Annotated in this window: 3 protein-coding genes; 2 read left to right on the top strand and 1 reads right to left on the bottom strand. The window is 68.8% G+C overall.

The window, feature by feature from the left end; all coding sequences use genetic code 11:
- Positions 1-787 precede the first annotated feature (787 nt).
- Both AOK24_RS22645 and AOK24_RS22640 read left to right on the top strand, forming a co-directional pair.
- Positions 788-1,486, top strand: a complete 699-nt coding sequence (locus AOK24_RS22645; RefSeq protein ID WP_055721900.1) for a helix-turn-helix domain-containing protein — start codon at positions 788-790, stop codon at positions 1,484-1,486.
- Positions 1,483-1,908, top strand: coding sequence for a helix-turn-helix domain-containing protein (locus AOK24_RS22640; RefSeq protein WP_240554067.1), 426 nt, complete (start codon positions 1,483-1,485; stop codon positions 1,906-1,908). The genes AOK24_RS22645 and AOK24_RS22640 overlap by 4 nt, the downstream gene beginning before the upstream one ends.
- Before the next feature lie 851 nt (positions 1,909-2,759).
- Here AOK24_RS22640 and AOK24_RS22635 read toward each other — a convergent pair.
- The coding region (locus tag AOK24_RS22635; protein ID WP_055721898.1) for a hypothetical protein at positions 2,760-3,130 on the bottom strand (371 nt) is incomplete at its 5' end.

Genomic DNA, 3,130 nt, shown 5'->3' with positions numbered 1-3,130 from the left:
TTGGCGGAAACACGGGACACCCCCCAACCACCCGGACGGGGCGCGCTTTTGATAATGCGCCAGGCCGGGAATTTCGGTCCACGAATCCACGCGAGGAATCACGATTTGAGAAGTGGCCGACCTCAGCCGAAGAACAGAACCCCGGGAAAGGGAAAGGCTGAATTCCGGCGTGCGGAGGTACCGGAGCCGAACGGCCCCTCGGGCCGGGCGGCGGAACCGAGCTCCGGCCCGAGCGACGCCTTGCTGCTGCTTTTTCCGTCACGGCCGGTGCCACCCGAGACTCAGAGCCGCTGGTGCCGCCTACGGTCCGCAGCCGGTTCACGGAGCCGCACGCGAAGCCGCCCCAGCCCCGACGGCGCCCGGCACGCGGCTTCTCGCACGACATCAGATTGGGACAGAGCTTGCATTTCCGCTGGTCACAAGGTTGCGCGTGGTGTGCTTGTGACTCCCGAGGACGGACACAGGCCCCCTTGTATGTCCCTCCTGGGTAGACACATCGACCATCAAAGGTCGGGATACCTGACGTGCGGGCGCGCGGAAGGTCAGGAATGCCGACCTCTTGGCATGCGGAAGGTCAGCATTGCTGACTTTCCGCGCCGGAAGTCGAGCCTTCGGTGCCACACCCTCATGGATGCCCCGGCGAGTGGGAGTTCGTGCAGGAGATGTGTCACCCCTGGGGGGACACAAGACTCGCCAGAAGTCAGAAATGCCGACCTGGAGGTCAGAACTACTGACCTTCTGCTACGTTGCTGCACGCCCGGGATCTTGGAACTTTGGAGAGCTGCTCGTGTCCGAGTCACAGCGCCGCCGCCGTCCTGCCAGGCCCGCGCCGAACCCCGGACTGGCACCGGACGATCCGCTGAGGGCCTTCGGCGACCGGCTCCGGAAGATCGACGGCCTGGACGACCTGGCGCGGTCGTACCCGGGCCGGGAGATCACGGTCGGCCGCCAGCGGCAGCAGCTGGAGTTCTTCTCGGACCCCGATCGCCCCAACGCCTTCGCGATGGTGGCGCTGGAGTTCTTCCTGGTGATCGCCCAGTACTACCGCGAGGCGCTGCCGTTGCGGCTGATCCTGCTGCTGATCGCCGGGCAGAGGGCCGGCGGCCGGATCCCGCTCACCCAGGACGACATGGCGGAGATCCTGGACGTGCCGCGCCAGAAGGTGAACCTGGCACTGCGGGAGGTCATGAGCCACGGCATCGTGATCAAGCGCGGGCGCGGTGTGTACCAGTTCAACCCGCCGTACTCCTACGTCGCGGCCGAACTGGTCCGGCTGTCCGACGGGAGCACCGAGTATGTTCAGGTCGACCAGGCCGACGCCCTGGCGGAGCTGAGGGCCGCGAAGCTGCCGGACCTCGTCAGGTTCCCCTCTCTGCAGCACATGCGCGAGGCGATCGATGAGTTCCGCCGGGAGCGTGCCGTGAAGCGCCGGGAGCGCCGGGAGCGGTTCGAGGCCATGGCGACGCACAAGGAGGGCGAGCGGTGAGCGGCAGGGGAATGTTGTTCGCGCCGGTCAATGCGGAGGGCGTCGTCGCGGCCCTGGACCTGCCGGGGCCGGCCTACCGCGTCCTGCTGACTCTGCGGTCGCGCAGCGAGCCCGGCGGGCGCGTGGAGATGGGCCAGCTCCAGATCGCCGCCCTGCTCGGGCTGAGCCGCCCCAGCGTCACCTCTGGCCTGCGCGAACTGATACTCGCCAGGCTGGTGACCAAGCAGCGCAACGGCGTCTACCGGATCAACGCGATGCTCGCCTCGTACGAGACGCCGGCCGACGCACGAGCCGCCATCGACGCCATGGACCCTGCGGACCGGCTGGACGACCCGCACTTCGTCGCCCGCTACCACCAGGCCGGCCAGGACTACCGCGACCAGCTCGCCCGCGAGCGCCGCAAGAAGCTGCACGTGGCCTGACCCCGGTCCGGCCGGCACCACGGCGCTGCACCCGATCCACGGTGCAGCGCCGTTCTCGTGTGCAGCCCAGGGTGGGAGCAGCGGGTGAACCGTTCCGTTGCAGCAGAGCAGCACGCACCATGCCGTTGCGCGACGGCCAGCAGTCCTGTTGCAGCGCGTGGGCAGCGACTCGCCGGAACCCGTTGCTGCCCGACCGAGGCCGGTCTGCTGCTCGTGCAGCGCCCTTGTGCCGCACGGGTCGTGCGAATACTGCGCGACAGTCCCCGACCCTGAGCAGCAACCGCCCTTGCACCCTTCACCACCAGGAGCAGCAGCCGGTTGTGCAACGCCGCTGCACGGTGCAGGCCGGGAAGGGTGCAAGGTCACGGCGACGTGCAGCGAGCAGCGGCGGCGGACTTCACCAGGAGCACCGCAGCCCTGCCCGGACGGGGGCGGCCGACGACGGATCTTGCACCCCAATAGTGGTTAGTACAGATAGGGCTTCTGGTGCGGGTTGTAGATCCTTCCCCCTGAGAGCAGAGCTCGGTCCGGGAGCAGCCGAGAGCCACGCAACGCGACGACGACGGCGGGTGATGACCGTGGAGCCCTCTCCAAGGGGGTCGAGGGCGCCTCCGCCGCACCGAAGCGCTGTACGGCGCTGTGAGCGCCTGTGGCGGTCTTGATCGTCGCTCGGGGCCCGGAGGGCCTCAGAGCGCCGCAGACGGCCGTACGGGCCCGGGACGGATCATGCGCGCCGAACGCTGGCGGGTCGTCGCTGGAGGAGCGGGCAGATGATCGGATCTCCCGCCGCGAGCTCCGCTCTCAGGGGGAAGGATCTACAACCCGCAGAGAACCGCTATCTGTACTAACCACTATTGGGGTGCAACGCCGGTGTCGATCGGCCCCATGCCGTCGGCGATCGTCTCGCAGTAGCCCAGGGCTGATGCCGCCTGCATGAGGTTGCCTTCGGCCGCGGCCCGGCGCGCCAGCCACATCATCGTCAGCATGCTGTGCTCCCCGTCCTCACCGGCGTCTTGCTCCAGGCGCTCGCGCAGTACGCGGTCGGCCTGGTCCAGGACGTCGGACCAGACATCGCCGTACGCGGCCGGGTCGACGCCGGTCAGGGCCGTCAGCCACAGGTCCGCGTGCGACTGGAGCACCTGTTCGGCCAGCCGGAAGTCGAGGACGGTCCCACACGGCATCGTGTCGTGGGCGGTGTGGGTCCGGGTGGCCGGCCACCCGG

The organism is Streptomyces niveiscabiei (assembly GCF_001419795.1).
Classification (GTDB): domain Bacteria; phylum Actinomycetota; class Actinomycetes; order Streptomycetales; family Streptomycetaceae; genus Streptomyces; species Streptomyces niveiscabiei.
This window is presented reverse-complemented; position numbering and strand designations above follow the sequence as displayed.